This window comes from Leptolyngbya sp. BC1307 (assembly GCF_002286735.1).
Lineage (GTDB): Bacteria > Cyanobacteriota > Cyanobacteriia > Phormidesmidales > Phormidesmidaceae > Phormidesmis.
On the sequence record NZ_NRTA01000004.1, the window covers coordinates 75,449 to 91,851 of the forward strand.

Genomic DNA, 16,403 nt, shown 5'->3' on the forward strand with positions numbered 1-16,403 from the left:
AATCGTACCACCCCAATCTTGAAGGTAGACAAAATCCATGGTTCACAGCGCAACCTCCCATCCTGACGTGAGTGCGTTTTCCAACTCGCCCTCCAATCAATGGCATACCCTCGGGCAGCAGCAGGCCCTCGGACTGTTGGAAAGCAGTCCCGAGGGCTTGAGTAACCGCGAAGCCCTCCGTCGGCAGCAGATCTACGGCCTCAACGAGCTGAAAGAAGGGGCTACCCGCAGCCCCTGGGTGATTCTGTGGGACCAGTTCAAGAACATCATGCTGCTGATGTTGATTGCGGTGGCCCTGGTGTCCTTGGTTCTCCATTTGCGACAGGGCGGGTTTCCTAAGGACGCGATCGCGATTTTTGCGATTGTGCTGCTGAACGGGTTATTGGGCTATCTGCAAGAGAGCAAGGCCGAAAAAGCCCTGGCTGCACTCAAAAACATGACCGCCTCCCGCGTGCGGGTGATGCGCAGCGGCTTCGAGCAAGAAATCGATGCCAAGTCGCTGGTACCAGGAGATGTGGTCTTGCTAGACGCGGGCGTTCAGGTGCCTGCCGATGGTCGCCTGCTCAATGCAGCCAATCTTCAGGTGCGAGAAGCCGCGCTCACCGGGGAAGCAGAGGCGGTGATCAAGCAGCCCCAGGCCACCCTATCGGCAGAAGCGGCCCTGGGCGATCGCCTTAATCTGGTCTTTCAAGGTACCGAAGTGCTGCAAGGCCGGGGCACTGTACTGGTGACCCAGACCGGGATGCAGACGGAGCTAGGTCGCATCGCCACCCTAATTCAGTCTGTAGAAAGCGAACCAACGCCCCTACAGCAGCGGATGACACAACTGGGCAACGTGCTGGTATCGGGCTCTCTGGCATTGGTAGCTTTGGTCGTGGTGATCGGCCTGCTGCGGACGGGCGATCTTAGCCTGTTTGATGAACTGCTAGAAGTGTCTCTCAGCATGGCGGTAGCGGTCGTACCCGAGGGCCTCCCCGCTGTGATCACGGTAACCCTGGCCCTAGGTACCCAGCGCATGGTGCGCCGCCACGCCCTGATACGCAAGCTGCCTGCCGTTGAGACCTTAGGCTCCGTTACCACCATCTGCTCAGACAAAACCGGCACCCTGACCCAAAACAAAATGGTGGTGCAGCAGGTACAAACTCTGGAAGATAACTATCAGGTCACCGGAGAAGGGTATACCCCCCAGGGCAGCATTCTAAGCCAAGAACAAACGGTCAACTTAGACCGTGCCCCCGCGCTGGAGAGCCTGTTAATTGCCTGTGCTCTTTGCAACGATGCCGCTTTGAGCCAGAACGGCAGCATTTGGACAGTTTTGGGCGACCCGACGGAGGGGGCCTTGCTGGCCTTAGCGGGCAAAGGCGGATTCAACGCCAGCAAACTGAGTCGCCACAGGGATCGCCTGGCAGAAATTCCCTTCACTTCGGAGCGGAAACGCATGAGCGTAGTCGTGCAGCCCGGTGAAGAGGAAGCCTATCCGCTCACTAGCAGCAGTCCCCTCCTGTTCACCAAGGGCTCCCCAGAGCTGGTGCTGGAGCGCTGCCGATTTTTCCGAGGTGGGGGCGAAGCAGAACCGCTAACGGCTGAGATGCAGCAACAGGTACTGGCTCAGAACAACGCTATGGCTTCTCGGGGTCTGCGGGTGTTGGGATTTGCCATGAAACCCCTCACCCCGCCAGTGCCCCTGGACAATCTTGAAACCCAAGAGCAAGACCTGATCTGGCTAGGATTAGTAGGCATGTTAGACGCCCCTCGCCCCGAGGTGCGATCAGCAGTCGCCGCCTGTCGTCAAGCAGGCATCCGCCCGGTGATGATTACCGGCGATCATCCCCTCACCGCCCAAGTAATAGCCGAAGATTTGGGCATTGCCTACCCCGGAGACACCATTCTGACCGGGCAGGAGCTGACCCATCTCTCCAGCGACGAACTAGAGCATGTAGTGTCCTATGTCAGCGTTTACGCCAGGGTCGCGCCTGAGCATAAGCTCCGCATTGTGCAGGCACTGCAAAAGCGAGGAGAATTTGTCGCCATGACCGGAGATGGGGTAAACGACGCCCCGGCCCTGAAGCAGGCAGATATCGGCATTGCCATGGGCATCACCGGCACCGACGTGAGTAAAGAAGCTAGCGATATGGTGCTGCTAGATGACAACTTCGCTACCATCGTGGCCGCTACCGAAGAAGGTCGGGTGGTGTACGACAACATTCGCCGCTTCATCAAATACATCCTGGGCAGCAACATCGGTGAAGTGCTGACCATCGCTGCGGCTCCCCTGATGGGTTTGGGGGGCGTTCCCCTGTCGCCGCTGCAAATTTTGTGGATGAACCTGGTCACCGATGGCGTCCCCGCCCTGGCCTTGGCGATGGAACCAGCAGAACCCAATGTGATGCAGCGATCGCCCCACAACCCTAGAGAAAGCATTTTTGCGCGGGGGCTAGGAGCCTACATGGTGCGGGTCGGCATTTTGCTGGCGATCTTGACCATTGGTCTGATGGCTTGGGCCTTTCAATATACCCACGCCGCAGGCTATCCCGGCGACCCCGACACCTGGAAGACGATGGTGTTTACCACCCTCTGTCTGGCGCAGATGGGCCATGCCCTAGCCGCCCGTTCCGATGTGCGCCTAACGGCTCAGCTCAGTCCCCTATCGAACCCTTACGTGTGGGGAGCCGTATTGCTCACCACCGGCTTACAGGTGGCGCTGATGTACGTGCCCGTATTGCAACAATTTTTCGGCCTGCATCCGCTATCTGGGCTGGAACTGGCGGTTTGCTTTGGCTTTAGCGCGCTGGTCTTTGTCTGGCTAGAGGCCGAAAAGCTCGTCATTCAGCTTTCTTACCGGAGAAAAACGGCAGTAAGCGGCAAGTCACAAACCTATAGCCATCGTCCATAGCAGCTCCGCACCTGGAAGATAGTCTCTTCATGAGACTCATTAAGGTTAAAGTGAGTCTCATAAAGGTACTTAATTGTCTTGTTTAGATACAGGGCATAACGAAAACTTCTGTATCTGCGCGGCACCTGTGCACTTTTGCAAAACGGCCTCAGGGAAATTTGCCCTGATCGGCCATGCCCCCTAGTTGACTGGCAAAAATCTGTTCATTTACGGGGGTGGTTCAATTTCGGTCAATTTTAGGTAACACTGTCAGCTCAAATTAGGCCATCCTTATCAATGGCTCAGCCAGCTTTGCCTACCTGTTGGCGTAGCCTCTCGTTAGAGAATCGCATCGAAAGTGTAACCCCGGTTTGAGCCACGCCTCAAGAACTCTCATGACCTTTGTCATCAAAAAGCGCGACAAGCGTTTAATACCCGCCGGACGCTCTCATTACTGACCTGATCGGTGACAAAGGCAGTGCCAATACTGCCAGGCAGCACAAACCTAACGCGCCCCGACTGGACTTTCTTATCGCTTTTTAGCGCCCTTAAAATATCGTCGATGCTAATGTCTGTAGGTAGCCGGGTCGGCAGCTGGGCCTTCTCAATCAGCGCCTTTTGACGCTGCGCTGCCGACTCGTCCCACGTGCCATCAGTGACCGGTTCTAGATTCAGCGCTACCGCAATCTCTCCGGCCACCACCATCCCAATGGCAACAGCTTCGCCGTGATTAATCTCGCTGTAGCCCGTCAGGCTCTCTATCGCATGGCCAACCGTATGGCCATAGTTCAAAATGGCCCGAATGCCAGCTTCTCTGACATCCTGACTGACCACATCGGCCTTGGCCTGGCAGGAATGGTTCAGCATCGTTTGCAGCAGCTCGTGACTGACCTGAGTGAAATCGTCTAGCCGTTCAGCCGCCTCTAGTCGCTCAAACAGAGGCAAATCCCAAATTACCCCGTACTTAATCACTTCGGCAACGCCTGCCCGAAACTCTCTAACAGGCAGCGTTTCTAAGACCTTTGGGTCAATCAGCACTAGCTTCGGCTGATGAAAGGCACCGATTAAATTCTTACCCCGAGGGTGATTCACCCCAGTTTTGCCGCCCATTGAGGCATCGACCATTGCCAATAGCGAAGTCGGCACCTGCACCACGGCGATTCCCCGCAGCCAGGTCGCCGCCGCGAAGCCGGTCATATCGCCAATCACCCCGCCTCCTAGCGCTACCATTGCAGAGCTGCGCTCCAGCCGGTTTTCGTAGGCGACATCGTGAATCTTTTCAATTGAGGCTAGGGTTTTGTACGATTCGCCCGCTGGCAAAATGCAGTGACAGACCTGATAGCCCGCCTGAGTAAGAGAAGTAATCGCCCGCTCTCCATACAGCTCAAACACCACCGGATTAGAAACCACCAGCACCTTCTGCCCAGGCTTAATCAGCGGATTGCCTTCCGCCGCCAGCCACGGCCCCAAATAGTCAAGACCGCCCGGTGCGATTCGAATATCGTAAGCGTCCTGAGGAATATTGACGCGGATAGTGGTTTTAGTCAGGGCAGTCATAGGAGTTAGATAGGGGAAACCCCAACGGTAGGAGAGCAGAGGATATGCTTCAATAGACAAAGCATTGAGAACCTCAGTTTAGGAGATAAAGATGGGCGGCGCAGTAATTTATGTGGTTTACCTGGCAGCACTATTTGGGACAGCGATGGCGCTTTACTTTGGCCTGCGAGCGGTAAAGCTGATCTAGTTTTCCTGAATTTGACCCCTGAATTTGGCATAGAGTCTGCAGTAGTCATCTGTAGCAAACCGCAGGGCGTGAGCACGGCTAGAAAGTCAGCTGCTCGCGCCCTGTTCATTTTTGGGTAGCTCGCTTTCTGCCATTTTGGGTCCAGCCGGGTCACTGTGACTAAGCAGATAGATACTAGCCAATAGCCCCCAGCTGAGCACGTTGATGCGTGAGTCAAACAGCGTCACATCAAACAAAGCAAACATCAGGCAGCTCGCAAAAGCCAGCAGGTAGCCCAGCAAAATAGCGCGGTTTTCAGCAGGCAGCTTTCCCCAAATAAAGGTGCTCACACCCTCGTAGCACAGCCTCCCAATTACGACGCAAAAGCCCAGCATCACAGGGATACCAGCCTCTGATGCTAAAAACAGCCAGACATTGTGCGCATGGGCAATGCTGTCATAGCCAGGAATGCTGCCCGGTTCATAAGTCAGTCGCAGCCCTGCAAATCCCCACCCCAGCCAGGGCCGCTGCCAGATCATGTCTAAACCCAGTCGCCAAACCCCAATCCGAGGGTCTTGGGTAATCAGGGCCAGAGAAAGCGATCGCCCCCCAATCCCCCAAGCCAAAACAGCAGCAGCGATCGCCCCGCTTCCCACCAGCCCCGAGAGCATCACCCAGCGGTGACGACGGGCCGAGTATAGAGCGATCGCCACCAGCACAAAGGCGATCAGCACCCCATTGCGCGACCCCGTACAAAAGATAGCGACAATGCAGAGAGCGATCGCCCCAGCCTCAGCCCACTGCTGCCGGTTAAACCGGGTTTGCTTAGCAAGCCCCTTCAGCCCCAGCCCCAGCCCCAGCCCCAAAATAATCACCAGATAGGCACTCAGCGTGTTCGGATGGCTAAAGACGCTGTGAGCCCGGTGACCAAAATCAGGTTCATCGTATAGCCAGCCCAGCAGCCAGCCCAGTAGCCAGCCAGGTAGAGCAAGCGTGCGAATGCGCGGCGCAACGGTCTCAAACCTCAGCCCGTACTCAACCACTGCCAGCAAATTCATCGGCACCGAGGTCAGCAGCAGCCATCTGGCCAGAGTTTCCAGCTTGATAAAAGGCTGCTTAACGACAGAAGGCACCGTCGCCAGAATGCCAAAGAAGAGAAAGAAGGGCAAAAAATTAGTGAGCTGCAAAAAAGCCTCACCCCGGTTCATCGCAAAGCTAGCGCTCAGCAGCAGCCCCCCGCTTAGCCAGCCAAAGCCTCGCTGCCCGCATAGCCGCCAAACCCGGCCACCCCGCTGAAACATAGCGGCAATTAGCAGCCCTAACATCACCACCAGACTGGCATAGCTAACGTATGGCAGCGCAATCAAACTTCCCAGCCAGACCTGCTCGCGGCGGGGTGGAGGCCCGCCGCGAGCAAACTGTAGTTTTCTCTTACCCTCTCCTAGCCGTATCATCTCAATACGCACCATCCCCAGCTAAAACGACCCTAATAGTACGGATCAGAATGTAAATATCCAACCACATCGACCAGTTGCGAACATAGTAGGTATCAAAGTTAACCCGCTCTTCATAAGTGACGTTATTGCGTCCCGAAACCTGCCATAGCCCGGTGAGGCCAGGCAACACCTGCAAATACAGTTCAAACTTATCGCCATATCGCCAAACCTCCTGATGCACGATTGGGCGAGGGCCAACCATACTCATCTCACCCCGCAGCACATTCCACATCTGCGGCAGTTCATCCAGGCTAGTCTGCCTCAAGAAATGCCCGACCCGCGTAATTCTCGGATCGGCCTTCAGCTTATGATCTTTCTCCCACAGCGCCCGCAGCTCAGGATGATCCTGCAAATACTGCTCTAGCGCTAAGTCGGCATTGAGCACCATTGAGCGAAATTTCCAAGCCTGAAACAGTTTTCCGCCTTGGCCGATACGGGTTTGCCGGTAGAAAATTGGCCCAGGTGAGTCACAGGCAATCAGCAAACTAATCACGGCAATCAGCGGCAGGGCCAACAGCCCGATTAAAAGCACCAGCCCCTTATCTAGGGTGGCCTTCAGCAGTCTAGGTCTGGGTAAAAAAAGCTGCTGCCGCGTTTCTAAGCCCAAAACGCCTCCCAAGTCTTTAGCAACAACCCAGAGACTGGCCATGCCAAACAGATCAGGAATAATCATTAGGTGAGGAAAGGTACGGCCATAGCGCTCTAGTAGCTGCATCAGCTGATGGCGGGCGACGCCCGGCATCGCCACGATCGCATAGGGAATCTTCAGCTCTCGGGCTAATACCGGAGCAAGAGCCAGATTCCCCACCACCGGCACACCCGCTAAAGACCCATGCTTACCCGGATCGTCATCCAAAACAGCAATGGGTTTGAGCCCCAAGCTGGGCTGACGTTGCAAGGTGCGAATCACCATTTCTCCCGTCGCCCCCGCCCCCATCACCACCACCGGATAGCCCCACCAGGGCTGGCGAGCACACAGCGACCGAATACCATAGCGGCCAATAATCACAAAGACAATAGAGAACAGCCAGGCCATCAAAAAAGCCGCTCTAGAGTAAAGCGCGACCTCTCGAAAAAGAAAAATAGAGGAGCCCAATAGTAAATAGAGCAGCGTTGTCGTCAGGGTCAGGCGACGCAGCTCGTCTACTGGGCTCATAGCAATTCCTGGGTAGAGGCTAGCCAGCGCGTAGGCCAGTATAAAAATGCCCGCGATCGGCCACAGCCGCCAGTATAGAGAAGGGTGAAATTGACCACCGAATATCAGCCGCACCCAGACGCTAGCGACCCCCGCCAGCCCAAGACATAGCAGATCAATCGCGATCAGCGTAATCAGCGTGAGCCAGGGACGGGTAGAAACTCGGGCGATCGCCCGCTTAAGGCTAGTTCCACTAACACTGTTAGAGCTTGAGATTGGATAGATGGTCACAGCGGCATGTCCTACTCCCCGTCGGTGATGCCTGTCATATAGCCGGTCATTCACCCGCTTTGAACTGCACCCAGGCATTCTCAACAAAACCCTTAAACCGCGACTGAAAACACGCGATTGAGAACTTTTCGGCATGGTCTTTAAGCGCACCCGATTCAAATTGACCCACACATGACTCTAGCCATTTGACCGACTGTACCAGACTTTCAACTGTCTGATGAGGAAAGAGTAGCCCGGTCTGCTGGTGGATCACCGTCTCAGCTTGCCCGCCTTTGGCATAAGCAATCACGGGTGCACCGGCTGCTTGAGCTTCAACTGGGGTAATGCCAAAATCCTCCTCTGGCGGAAAAATAAAGCCCCGACAGCGCTGCATGTAATCTTCTACCACGCTATCTGGCTGTTTGCCTAAAAAGCGAATATTGGGCTGGGCCATTTGCCGCATAGCCTTATCGCTGGGGCCATCGCCAATGATCACCAGAGGTAATCCCAATTGATTGAAGGCGGCAATGGTCAGATCGACCCGTTTATAAGGCACAAATCGCGATACCGTCAGGTAAAAATCTTCCCGAGCGTAGTCTGCTCGAAACCGGCCAGTATCAACCGGTGGATAGATAACCTCAGCAGAACGACGATAGGTTTTTTCAATGCGCCGAGCGACATAGCGGGAGTTCGCTAAATAGTGATCCACCCGGTGAGCGCTCGCCACGTCCCATAGCCGCAAATAGTGCAAAACCGCGCGGGTCAATCCGCTTTTAAGGCCGCGCGTTAGCCCGGCCTGCCGCAGATACTGATGCTGTAATTCCCAGCCATAGCGCAGCGGCGTGTGTACATAGCTAATATGCAGCTGATCAGGGCGGGTCAGAATGCCTTTGGCCACGGCGTGATGACTCGAAATAATCAGGTCATAGGCGGCCAGATCGAACTGCTCAACTGCCAAGGGCATCAGCGGCAAATAGCTGCGAAAATGCCGCTCAGCAAAAGGCAGCTTTTGAATAAAGGAGGTGGTGACCGGCTTGTGCTGAATGAAATAACGCAGAGACTCAGGCAAAAAGTCTACTAGGCTATACAAATCCGCATCAGGATAGAGCTTGAGAATTTGCTCGACTACTTTCTCAGAACCGGCATGGCTAGTCAGCCACTCGTGAATGACGGCAATTCTCTTCATAGCGGCGGCTAGTAGACTGGGATCTGGGGCGCGCAGCGTGCAGATTACCCGCCGCAGTTGGCTATGGCTGTCAACAACTTTCTCCAGAGCGCGCAGCAGCCTGCCAGCCAGCTTACCAGCAAAAAGCAGCCCCAGAAAGCCTCCTGAGACCGCCGCCGAAGCGATGAGATACGTTATGAGCTGAATCGACGGATGGGCTTACGTAACCGGGGCGCGATCGCTCTCACCCGATTGAGCCTTCATCCGGCTAGACAGCTTGCGCTGGAGAGATGAGTAAGCCCTGACCGGAAACTCCCTAATCTGGTGAATAGCCAGGTTCCAAATGTAGCCATACTGAGGAAACTGACGCAGCAGAATGATCTCTGCAAAAACGTAGAACCGGCCCCGGCGGCGATGCTCAGGCGGATTATCTTCTACGCGCAGCTGAGCCGGAGCCGGTAGCTGGTAGCCAATCACCTGATCGGGCTGAGCCGGATCGTAAAACTTAGCCTGCAAAGCCAAACCTAGCAGCCGATCTAAACACCAGAAAGGCAGATACTTAACCGGGCCAAAGAGATTGAACCCCTTTAAAATTTCTTGTAGGGCCTCCTGCACCATGGCGTTTATCCAGACCTTCTTATCGAAGTTTTCGGCGTGAGGCCCTAAGTGATCACGCCGACCGCGCCAGATACAGCCCCAGTCAAACTTGTTATGCATGGGGGCAATCGGAATTTCTAGTAGATGGCCTTCGGCATATAGCCGCAGATTACCATCGGCCTTGCGGCAAATCGGTAGCGACGTGAGGTCTTCTGGCAACTCTTCCCAGGGAGCGTGCAGTGCGGCCTGGTCGCCATAGGCGTATTCTTCTTTGGCCAGGCGCATCACCCAGCTACCAGGGAACTGCTGAAAATACCGCTCTGCCAGCGCCGGGACTTCGGGGTTGATATACTCGTCGCAGTTAAAGGTCAGCAGGTAAGTGCCTGAAGCGTTTAGCATACCGCTGAGACGCTGAATAATTTCGCCGCGAAAAGGGCTCACTAGCTGGCGCAGGCGACCGTCAGCGCAGGGCTCAGGGCAGACACCGGGCGGATGCACCAGAATGAACTCCACATCGCCTTGCACTTTGAGCAATTCTTGCAGCCATTGAGCTGAGAACCCCTCTCGCATAGGTATGACAATAGAGAGGAAGGGAGGAGTCATAGCAAAACGTCCTAAGGCGTACTGTCTTAAAAGCGCAGATCTCATAGCGCAGATTTTTGAAGCGCGAGTCTTAAAGTGCAGAGAGAGCAGCTATCTGGTTGCGCTGCTCTCCCATTATTCCCACAGTCTCTATTTACTAGGAAGCCGTACTGTTGTCTTTTTGAAAGATTTACGTGAGTATGAGCTGCCTGCGTTTTTCCGCTTAAAGGTAATTTGCGCCAGCGCTGCATAAGCTAAACATTGGAATAGGTATTGATCGATTGCAAAACCCGGTTTCTGCTATGGTTTTTCTCTCGCCCCGATCGCAGCCGTCAAGCGACCAGTTTAGTGTCGATTTAAGAGCTTCAGTATGCAGATTACGCCGACCAAAATTCCCGAAGTCGTCATAATTGAGCCTCGGGTTTTTCAAGATGAACGCGGCTTCTTCTTAGAGAGCTTTAATCAGCGAGCCTTTGATGAGGCTATAGTCGCTAGCTATTCATTCGTTCAAGATAACCACTCCTCGTCTGCAGCTAATATCCTGCGCGGGCTACACTACCAGGTTAAACAGGCCCAGGGCAAGCTCGTGCGGGCGGTCGTCGGTAGCATTTACGACGTAGCGGTCGATATTCGCCAGGGGTCACCGACTTTTGGCAAGTCGGTAGGTAAGATCTTGAGCGCCGAAAATAAAAAGCAGCTGTGGATTCCGCCAGGATTTGCGCATGGGTTTTATGTGCTCTCAGAAACGGCTGACGTGCTTTATAAAGCGACAGACTTTTACAGCCCAGCAGATGAGCGCTGCCTGGTGTGGAATGATCCCGCGCTCAGTATTCAGTGGCCCACAGCAGGCCAAACGCCCGTGCTTTCGGACAAAGACGCGGCTGGAGAAACGCTAGCCTCAGCGGACTTGTTTGACTACGCAGACTTCAGCCGTGCAGACTTCAGCCAGGCCAACTCTGACCCTGCAAACCTTCCTGAAAACCTTGCAGAAGGTGCTAAGGCATGAGCATTTTGTTGATAGGCGCTCAAGGACAGGTCGGGCGGGAGCTGGTGAAAACGCTGACGCCGCTCGCACCGGTAACGGCAGTGGGCAGGCAGCAGCTAGATTTGACTGATTTGGAGGCGATCGCCCATCAGGTAGCCGCCGCCCATCCCAAACTCATCGTCAATGCCGCAGCCTACACCGCCGTAGACCAAGCCGAAAGCGAGCCAGAGCTGGCCTACCGGATCAATGCAGAAGCCCCTCAGGCATTGGCGCAGTCAGCAGCTAAGTGCGGTGCCGCGCTGATCCATATCTCTACCGACTATGTGTTTGCTGGGCAGGCCGGGTCGCCGCGCTGTGAAGCTGACCCAACTGGCCCGCTAAGCGTCTATGGCAAAACCAAGCTAGCGGGGGAAGCGGCCATTCGCGCTGCTCTCGACCAGCACATTATTTTGCGGACGGCCTGGGTCTACGGCGCTCAGGGCAAGGGTAATTTCGTCAAGACCATGCTGCGATTGGGGAAAGATCGAGACCATCTCAACGTAGTGGCCGATCAGGTCGGGTCGCCGACTTGGGCCAGAGATATTGCGATCGCCATCGCGCAGCTCAGCCAGCAAGTGACTCAGAGGCCGGGCACTTACCACTACACCAACAGCGGTGTAGCCAGCTGGTACGACTTTGCGATCGCCATCTTCCAAGAGGCCCGCGCTCTGGGCATGCCGCTGCAAATTCAGACGGTCAACCCCATTACCACAGCAGACTACCCCACTCCGGCCCAGAGACCGGCCTACTCCGTTTTGAACTGCCAAAAGACAGCTCGCCTCTTAGGGCATAGCGCCCCCTACTGGCGGGAGAGCCTGCGGGCCATGCTACAGGAGCTAGCTCAATCCGGGCACGATTAGCCAGCGCTAACCCAGCCAATCCCCCCCCCTCTACGCTTGAAACTCACTCAGGGAAAATCGTATGAAAGCACTGATCTTATCGGGCGGTAAAGGCACCCGCCTCAGACCGCTGACCTACACAGGCGCAAAGCAGCTAGTGCCCGTGGCTAATAAGCCCATTCTCTGGTACGGCATTGAGAGCCTGGTCGCTGCTGGCATCACCGAAATTGGCATCATTGTCAGCCCAGAGACCGGCCCAGAAATTGAGGCAAAAACGGGAAAGGGCGATCGCTTTGGCGCAAACATTACCTACATCTCTCAAGCCAGCCCCGACGGTCTGGCCCACGCGGTCAAAATCGCTCAGCCTTTCTTGGGTGATTCTCCCTTTGTGATGTATCTGGGTGACAACCTGATTCAAGACCATCTGGTCGAATTTGTGGCTGACTTTAAGGCCAAGCCGCTGGGCGCGATCATCATGCTCAAGCAGGTGGCAAACCCCACTGCGTTTGGCGTCGCGCAAATTGCCGCCGATGGCAGCGTTATCAAGCTGGTAGAGAAGCCTAAAGATCCGCCTTCTAACCTGGCGCTGGTTGGCGTGTACTTATTTTCGGCAGAGATTCATCAGGCGATCGCCCAAATCAAACCCTCAGCGCGCGGCGAACTAGAAATTACCGACGCCATCCAGCAGCTGATTGATACCCATCAGCCAGTCGAAGCGAAAGAACTCTCTGGCTGGTGGCTAGATACGGGTAAAAAAGACGATCTGCTAGAGGCCAACCGCATCATTTTAGATGAGTACATTACCCATCCACAAATTTTGGGCGACGTAGATGCGCAGAGTAAAATCAGTGGCCGTGTTGTGGTCGGGCAGGGCTCTCGGCTGACTAACTGCACCGTGCGTGGTCCAGTCGTGATTGGTGAAAACTGCGTTTTGGAGAACTGCTTTGTCGGCTCTTACACCAGCATTGCTGATAGTACCTGCATGATCAATGTCGAAATCGATCACAGCGTGGTACTGCAAGGCGCGACAATTTCAGGCATTCATCAGCGCATCGTCGATAGTTTGATTGGGGCTCGGGCCAAGCTGACCGTGACCGACCATCGACCCAAGGCACTGCGGTTCATGGTGGGGGACGACTCTACTATTGAACTCACCTAGTCTGCTATTTTGCTTTCAAACCCCGTCTCTCCAACAAACTATTTCTCACAATCATGACAAAACGAGTTCTCATTACCGGCGGAGCTGGATTTATCGGGTCTAACTTTGTCCATCACTGGTGTAAAAATCACGAAGGGCGAGCGGTTGTTTTAGATATTTTGGGCTATGCAGGGAATAAAGAGAATTTAGCCGGACTGGAAGGCCAGGATAGATTTCGCCTGGTCAAGGGAGATATTTGCGACAGTCAATTAGTTGCAGCTTTGCTGGCAGAAGAAGAGATCGATACAGTCATTCACTTTGCAGCTGAGTCGCATGTAGACCGCTCAATTTTAGGCCCTGCCGCCTTTGTCCAGACTAACGTAGTTGGCACCTTTACCCTGCTAGAGGCCTTTCGCGATCGCTGGCAAACCCAAGGCAAACCGGCTGACTATCGCTTTCTCCATGTCTCCACCGACGAAGTATACGGCAGCTTAGAAGCAGACGGCCCTGCCTTTACAGAAACCACGCCCTACGCACCCAATAGTCCTTACTCAGCGTCTAAAGCAGGCAGCGATCATCTGGCCCGTGCCTATTTTCACACCTACGGCATGCCCACCCTGATTACCAACTGCTCAAATAACTACGGCCCCTATCAGTTTCCCGAAAAGCTAATTCCGCTCATGTGCCTCAACATTTTGCTCGGCAAGCCGCTGCCGGTGTATGGCGATGGCCAAAATGTGCGCGACTGGCTGCATGTGAGCGACCACTGCGCCGCAATTGATGGGGTGCTGCATCAGGCAAATCCAGGCGATGTCTATAATATCGGCGGCAATAACCAGGTCAAAAATATAGATATCGTCCATCAGCTTTGCGACCTGATGGGTGAACTAGCCGGTGACCTCCCGCAGCCACCCCGTGAGCTAATCACCTTCGTCACCGATAGACCCGGCCACGACCGCCGCTATGCGATGGACATCGCCAAAATTCAGCGAGAGTTGGGCTGGTCGCCCGCCTATGACTTTGCTACCGGGCTGCGGCAAACGGTCGAGTGGTATTTGAATCATCGCGACTGGTGGCAACCGCTGCTCTCTGACGAGTACAAGGGCTATTACGACCGGTTATATGGCGATCGCTAATCATCCCCCTTCAGCACTCTCCCACTCAACAGTTCTACAGCAGGCAGTCGGTCAGGTGGGGCATCGCAGACACACTCAGCCGTTGCCCTCACGGAATACGAGAGCCTAAGCAGCCAGATCGAACAGCAACACTTCTGTCATGACCCTATATCCAGACAGTCATGTACAGCTCACCCTGAATGACAGCAACTAGGTAGAGACCGAGACCGAGGATGAGCCCGACTGTTTTTCCTTGGCTTTAGAAAGCTTTTCGGAGACTGCCGCCACTTCTTCGAGCCGCGCAGCGTCTTTCTCTACATCGGCTGTGTCCGCACCGTCGGTGGGCTCTGCTGGACTAACCGGCGAGGGATCAGTGGCTTCGGCGGCGGGTTGGATGGCGGTGACCTTTTTAGAGGAGCTGACTGGAGCGATCGCCTTTTCCCCCTGAGCTTCCTCCTGAGATTCCCCTTGGGCCAGCGCCGCTGTCTCTGCCGCAATATCTTCTTGAATGCGCCGCGAGACAAACGAAACAAAGGCAATGCTAATAAATCCGGCGCTAAACAGCATCCACCCGTCAATTACATAGGTCATGAAGTGGTTGAGTTCACTGACAGACATAAGCAAAGCCTCGTCAAACGTTAAAAGTCGCCTGCCCCCAGTGCTGACCGTATCTCTACACAGAAAGCCATGAAAACACTCAGCGCATAATCGCCTATTATGCTAGCTCATCTGCAAAGATTCAATTCCGTGTGAAGAAGGGTTGCACAGTCAGATGTTTCACGCTCGACCACACAGATAGTCACACAACTCGTACAAAGTCGTAAGATTAAAAGACACATTCGTACGGTGGGAACCCATCGTTCAGCGCACTCCTAGCATTAGCCTTTAGCAATCATCATGGTCTCTAGCCCCTCTCAGATTTCGACTTCCGTTCAGCAATCTGCAACGCCAAACGCAGACTTAGTAAAGCAACCGGGCCGTACCGCTTCGGTCAGCCGGACGACTAAAGAAACTGACGTGCAGGTGGTGCTCAACGTCGATGGGCAGGGCCGCTGCACCGCTGATACCGGCATTCCCTTTTTAGATCATATGCTGCATCAGATTGCCTCGCATGGGCTGTTTGACCTGGAAGTGCGCGCGACTGGCGATATCGAAATCGACGATCACCATACGAATGAAGATGTCGGTATCACCTTAGGAATGGCACTGCATCAGGCACTGGGCGATCGCAAAGGCATTACCCGCTTTGGCCATTTTGTTGCCCCGCTAGATGAAGCCCTGGTACAGATAGCGCTCGACTTCTCGGGTCGCCCCCACCTCAGCTACGGCCTAGAGATCCCCACGCAGCGCGTCGGCACCTACGATACTCAGCTCGTGCGCGAATTTTTTGTCGCCATCATCAACCATGCGCAGCTGACGCTACATATTCGTCAGCTCAGTGGTATTAACTCCCATCACATTATTGAAGCCACCTTTAAGGCATTTGCCCGAGCCATGCGCATGGCCACCGAAACCGACCCCCGCCGGGCCGGAACGATTCCTAGCTCGAAAGGGGTGATCTAGTTTGCATAGGCGGCGTTACGACAGTTGCACGGTTGCTAGCTGCTGCTGCCGGGGCTGACTGTGATGCTCAGGGAGTGGATGATGAGTAGGGTTAGGCGTAATCGCCAGTCTGTAATTGCGCACAAAGACTTCAATTTTATTGAGCGCTTGGGCAACGGATTTTCCGATTGGAATAGGCTGGATGCATCGGGCGCGCACTTCTGTTATGGGCAGTTGAAACCACCATGACTGAGGCGATTGACCGTGGCGGCTGTGAGCTTCGCTGAGCAGAGCCGCTGGGCTTTGAAACGTTTGAAAGGTAGCAGGCGCTGCCAGAGCTGGCCGAGCAGTCCCGAGCGGGCTGACTTTCATCCGCGAGCAGGGCTGCGTATAGGGGGTGATAAAAATAGCGTAGTTGGCCTGCGCTAGCTGATCGATAGCGGCCATCCGCGACTGATCAATTAAAAGCGATCGCACGCCCGGCAACTGCCAGCCATCCACGGCGCTAGCAATTGCTTGAGTAGCTTCGGTGACTTCACAGCAGACAATCCAAAATTTTGTCTTGTGAGAGGTGGGCACTGACATATCGCTTAATAATAAGGGGACGATTTTATATAGCCGTCGTCGGATGCATACTCGCAGAGAAGGCGATGCCTACGTACGACGGCTAGCCACTTAGCCACTTAGTCACTTAGCCCGCAGCACATAGCGGTTCTAGCGATCGCTAATGGAGTGACCTCAGTGGCCAAAGCTATAGAACTCAAAATAACTGTAAGCCTTGCCCCCATCATGCCTTCGCTGAGCAAAAACTATCAACGGTTGTTGATGAAAGTTTAAGTGAACATTATCGTGGCGATGAAGCTTTAACAAAGCGTTCCAGAGCGCGTTCCAGAGCGCGTTTCAGC

13 protein-coding genes and 1 pseudogene are annotated in these 16,403 nt (G+C 54.6%); 7 read left to right on the forward strand and 7 right to left on the reverse strand.

The genetic code is table 11. The features are described from left to right. Positions 1 to 37: 37 nt before the first annotated feature. Positions 38 to 2,893, forward strand: coding sequence for a cation-translocating P-type ATPase (locus tag CKL79_RS03785; protein ID WP_121968259.1), 2,856 nt, complete (start codon positions 38 to 40; stop codon positions 2,891 to 2,893). A gap of 387 nt (positions 2,894 to 3,280) precedes the next feature. Here CKL79_RS03785 and aroB read toward each other — a convergent pair whose 3' ends face one another. Then, positions 3,281 to 4,429, reverse strand: coding sequence for a 3-dehydroquinate synthase (aroB, locus tag CKL79_RS03790; protein WP_121968260.1), 1,149 nt, complete (start codon positions 4,427 to 4,429; stop codon positions 3,281 to 3,283). Positions 4,430 to 4,520: 91 nt separating this feature from the next. On the opposite strand from aroB, the gene CKL79_RS03795 reads away from it, so the two are divergent. Then, positions 4,521 to 4,616 carry a cytochrome b6-f complex subunit PetL gene (locus CKL79_RS03795; RefSeq protein WP_121968261.1) on the forward strand — a complete coding sequence of 32 codons (96 nt, stop codon included), beginning with the start codon at positions 4,521 to 4,523 and terminating at the stop codon, positions 4,614 to 4,616. Between the two features lie 86 nt (positions 4,617 to 4,702). Here CKL79_RS03795 and CKL79_RS03800 read toward each other — a convergent pair whose 3' ends face one another. The 4 genes from CKL79_RS03800 to CKL79_RS03815 form a co-directional block, all read right to left on the reverse strand. Next, the gene (locus CKL79_RS03800) at positions 4,703 to 6,064 is read right to left on the reverse strand and encodes an O-antigen ligase family protein (RefSeq protein WP_121968262.1); all 1,362 of its coding nucleotides are present in this window, start codon (positions 6,062 to 6,064) and stop codon (positions 4,703 to 4,705) included. Continuing rightward, positions 6,051 to 7,511 (reverse strand): undecaprenyl-phosphate galactose phosphotransferase WbaP, encoded by a 1,461-nt coding sequence (wbaP, locus tag CKL79_RS03805; protein ID WP_346427043.1) that lies wholly within the window; start codon positions 7,509 to 7,511, stop codon positions 6,051 to 6,053. Before wbaP ends, CKL79_RS03800 begins: the two co-directional genes overlap by 14 nt. Before the next feature lie 52 nt (positions 7,512 to 7,563). Beyond that, on the reverse strand, positions 7,564 to 8,682 hold the full coding sequence (locus tag CKL79_RS03810; protein WP_121968264.1) for a glycosyltransferase family 4 protein: 1,119 nt from the start codon (positions 8,680 to 8,682) through the stop codon (positions 7,564 to 7,566). 198 nt (positions 8,683 to 8,880) lie between these two features. Then, positions 8,881 to 9,861, reverse strand: coding sequence for a transposase (locus CKL79_RS03815; protein WP_121968265.1), 981 nt, complete (start codon positions 9,859 to 9,861; stop codon positions 8,881 to 8,883). A 349-nt stretch (positions 9,862 to 10,210) separates the two neighbouring features. Between CKL79_RS03815 and rfbC the strand changes: the two are divergent. The 4 genes and pseudogenes from rfbC to rfbB form a co-directional block, all read left to right on the forward strand. After that, positions 10,211 to 10,753, forward strand: a pseudogene (gene rfbC / locus CKL79_RS03820) (dTDP-4-dehydrorhamnose 3,5-epimerase); the annotation flags it as partial. 89 nt (positions 10,754 to 10,842) lie between these two features. Next, positions 10,843 to 11,724: a dTDP-4-dehydrorhamnose reductase gene (gene rfbD / locus CKL79_RS03825; protein ID WP_121968267.1), complete on the forward strand. Its 882-nt coding sequence runs from the start codon at positions 10,843 to 10,845 to the stop codon at positions 11,722 to 11,724. A gap of 61 nt (positions 11,725 to 11,785) precedes the next feature. Next, on the forward strand, positions 11,786 to 12,862 hold the full coding sequence (locus CKL79_RS03830; RefSeq protein WP_121968268.1) for a glucose-1-phosphate thymidylyltransferase: 1,077 nt from the start codon (positions 11,786 to 11,788) through the stop codon (positions 12,860 to 12,862). 53 nt (positions 12,863 to 12,915) lie between these two features. Continuing rightward, positions 12,916 to 13,977, forward strand: a complete 1,062-nt coding sequence (gene rfbB, locus CKL79_RS03835; protein WP_121968269.1) for a dTDP-glucose 4,6-dehydratase — start codon at positions 12,916 to 12,918, stop codon at positions 13,975 to 13,977. 189 nt (positions 13,978 to 14,166) lie between these two features. On the opposite strand, the gene CKL79_RS03840 is transcribed toward rfbB, so the two are convergent. Beyond that, positions 14,167 to 14,574 (reverse strand): hypothetical protein, encoded by a 408-nt coding sequence (locus CKL79_RS03840; protein WP_121968270.1) that lies wholly within the window; start codon positions 14,572 to 14,574, stop codon positions 14,167 to 14,169. 279 nt (positions 14,575 to 14,853) lie between these two features. On the opposite strand from CKL79_RS03840, the gene hisB reads away from it, so the two are divergent. Beyond that, a complete protein-coding gene (gene hisB / locus CKL79_RS03845; protein ID WP_205878985.1) occupies positions 14,854 to 15,519 on the forward strand; it encodes an imidazoleglycerol-phosphate dehydratase HisB in 666 nt (221 codons plus the stop codon). A 15-nt stretch (positions 15,520 to 15,534) separates the two neighbouring features. Here hisB and CKL79_RS03850 read toward each other — a convergent pair whose 3' ends face one another. Beyond that, complete coding sequence (locus CKL79_RS03850; RefSeq protein WP_121968271.1) at positions 15,535 to 16,083, reverse strand: hypothetical protein; 549 nt, start codon at positions 16,081 to 16,083, stop codon at positions 15,535 to 15,537. Between the last annotated feature and the right edge of the window lie 320 nt (positions 16,084 to 16,403).

What these genes read in the sequence shown, in the direction of transcription:
- rfbD (WP_121968267.1), top strand. Translation starts at nt 10,843, where the DNA reads ATGAGCATTTTGTTGATAGGCGCTCAAGGACAGGTCGGGCGGGAGCTG.
- hisB (WP_205878985.1), top strand. Translation starts at nt 14,854, where the DNA reads ATGGTCTCTAGCCCCTCTCAGATTTCGACTTCCGTTCAGCAATCTGCA.
- CKL79_RS03850 (WP_121968271.1), bottom strand. Translation starts at nt 16,083, where the DNA reads ATGTCAGTGCCCACCTCTCACAAGACAAAATTTTGGATTGTCTGCTGT.
- CKL79_RS03815 (WP_121968265.1), bottom strand. Translation starts at nt 9,861, where the DNA reads ATGACTCCTCCCTTCCTCTCTATTGTCATACCTATGCGAGAGGGGTTC.
- CKL79_RS03810 (WP_121968264.1), bottom strand. Translation starts at nt 8,682, where the DNA reads ATGAAGAGAATTGCCGTCATTCACGAGTGGCTGACTAGCCATGCCGGT.
- CKL79_RS03830 (WP_121968268.1), top strand. Translation starts at nt 11,786, where the DNA reads ATGAAAGCACTGATCTTATCGGGCGGTAAAGGCACCCGCCTCAGACCG.
- CKL79_RS03800 (WP_121968262.1), bottom strand. Translation starts at nt 6,064, where the DNA reads ATGGTGCGTATTGAGATGATACGGCTAGGAGAGGGTAAGAGAAAACTA.
- CKL79_RS03840 (WP_121968270.1), bottom strand. Translation starts at nt 14,574, where the DNA reads ATGTCTGTCAGTGAACTCAACCACTTCATGACCTATGTAATTGACGGG.
- aroB (WP_121968260.1), bottom strand. Translation starts at nt 4,429, where the DNA reads ATGACTGCCCTGACTAAAACCACTATCCGCGTCAATATTCCTCAGGAC.
- CKL79_RS03785 (WP_121968259.1), top strand. Translation starts at nt 38, where the DNA reads ATGGTTCACAGCGCAACCTCCCATCCTGACGTGAGTGCGTTTTCCAAC.
- rfbB (WP_121968269.1), top strand. Translation starts at nt 12,916, where the DNA reads ATGACAAAACGAGTTCTCATTACCGGCGGAGCTGGATTTATCGGGTCT.
- CKL79_RS03795 (WP_121968261.1), top strand. Translation starts at nt 4,521, where the DNA reads ATGGGCGGCGCAGTAATTTATGTGGTTTACCTGGCAGCACTATTTGGG.